Origin of the sequence: Binatus sp. (SeqCode) (genome assembly GCF_036522015.1) — a bacterium.
In the GTDB taxonomy this organism is placed as follows: Bacteria; Desulfobacterota; Binatia; order Binatales; family Binataceae; genus Binatus.
Genome location: NZ_DATDGQ010000115.1, coordinates 1 through 1,962 on the forward strand (window position 1 = coordinate 1; position 1,962 = coordinate 1,962).

At 61.1% G+C, this 1,962-nt stretch carries 2 protein-coding genes; both read left to right on the forward strand.

Annotated features, from left to right (window positions below; all coding sequences use genetic code 11):
* Nucleotides 1–105 precede the first annotated feature (105 nt).
* Nucleotides 106–855, forward strand: a complete 750-nt coding sequence (locus VIW95_RS04830; RefSeq protein WP_331584288.1) for an adenylate/guanylate cyclase domain-containing protein — start codon at nt 106–108, stop codon at nt 853–855.
* An 84-nt stretch (nt 856–939) separates the two neighbouring features.
* Nucleotides 940–1,962: N-acetyl-gamma-glutamyl-phosphate reductase (gene argC / locus VIW95_RS04835; protein ID WP_331584287.1), on the forward strand; the 1,023-nt coding region annotated here is incomplete at its 3' end.

Consider the following 1,962-nt stretch of genomic DNA (forward strand, 5'->3'; position numbering starts at 1 on the left):
GATCCACCGCCACAATCGGGCCTTCGATCAAGCCCGGATAGCGGCGACTGTGAGGCGCGCGTGCCCAACTCCTGACAAATTCAAACGGAGCGGCGTCACCTCGCGATTCTCTTTGCCGATATCGTCAGTTTCACCAAGCGCGCCGAAAAGACCACGCCCGAGGACCTGCTCGCGCTGCTGAATACTTACATGACGTCGATGATCGACGTGATTTTCAAAACGGGCGGCGTGGTGGACAAGCTGATGGGCGATGGAATCATGGCGTTCTGGGGCGCGCCCAACGATCTCGAAAATCCGTCGCGCTCCGCGATCGATTGCGCGCTCAAGATGCTCGAGAACCTGCACGTGCTTCAGACCAACGATCCGCGCTTCGCAGATCTCGACATCGGCATCGGCATTTCGACTGGCGACGTCGTGGTCGGCAATCTCGGCGGCGAAAACCGTTTCGACTACTCGGTCATTGGCGACACGGTCAACTTCGCCTCGCGGCTGGAAGGCCTCACTCGCCATTTCAAGGTGCATCTGCTGGTCAGCCGCGAGACTTACACTGAAGCCGGCGGCGGTTACATCGGGCGCGAGCTCGGGCTGGTCAAGGTCAAAGGCAAACAGCTTTTCGTGCCGATCGTTCACGTTGCCGGGCGACAGAACGACAGCGTCGATCCTGCGTTCTATAACCATTTCGCCGATGCGCTTTCGATGATTCGCGCGGGTAATGTTTCTTCCGCGCGACAGGAGCTCGAACAACTCGGTGAGACGCACCCCGATGACACTCCGGTGCGCATTTACCTGGATAAACTCGCCGCCGACCCCGACCATCCGCCGACCGAGATGGTCTTCGAGTTCGAGACCAAGTGACCCCTTAACTGGCCTCGGTACGCTCGATCGTGATAACCGTGTAGTTTCTACAACGACTCGCTAAGGAGCATCGAAATTCCCCAAGTGGCAACGAACGACAAGGTCAAGGTGGCTGTGGTTGGCGCCTCTGGATACTCGGGTATCGAGGCGGTGCGCATCCTCTCGAGCCATCCGTTCGTCGAGCTGAGCGTGCTCACCTCCGAGCATTACGCCGGGCGCGAGGTCGCCGACGTTTATCGTCACATGGCCGGCATCGACCTGCCGCCGTTCGAAGAATTGCGGCCGGACCTGGTGCAAGGCCGCGCCGAAGTTGCCATCTCGTGCCTGCCCGAGACCGTCGGCACCGCCCATACTGCTGAACTGATTAAAGCGGGCATAAAGGTCGTGGACCTGTCCGCGGATTATCGTTTCAAGGATGCGGCGCAGTTCCGCACCACTTACGGCATCGAGCATCCCGCGCCGCAGCTCCTCAAGGAAGCGGTTTACGGTCTCAGCGAGTTTCATCGCCATGAACTTCGCGAGGCGCGCCTCGTCGCCACTCCAGGATGCTTTCCGACCGGCGCGTTGCTCGCGCTGCTGCCGCTAATCAGGCGCGACCTGATCGAGCCGTCATCGATCATTATCGACGCTAAATCCGGTACGACCGGTGCGCGCCGCGCAGCGTCGATTGAGCAGCTCTTCGCCGAGGTCAACGAGAATTTCCGCGCCTACAAGGTCGGCAACCATCGCCACGTCCCCGAGATGGAGCAGGAAATCTCCGCCGCGCTCGGCCGCGACATCGCGCTGCTGTTCGTGCCGCACCTGCTGCCGATCACGCGCGGCCTGCTGAGCTCGATCTTCATGCGCCCGCGGGCCGGTACGACCGAGAGCGACGTTCACGCAGCCTTCGAGGCCAGCTTCGCCAAGTCCCGCTTCGTGCGAATCCTCAAGCCGGGAGAACTGCCGGAGCTACGCAATGTGCGGGCGACGAACTACTGCGAGCTGGCGTTCATCCTCGATCGCCGCAGCGAAACGCTGCTCGTGATAACCGCGATCGACAACCTCGGCAAAGGCGCTTCGGGTCAGGCCGTCCAGAACATGAACCTGATGCTTGGCTACGACGAAGCC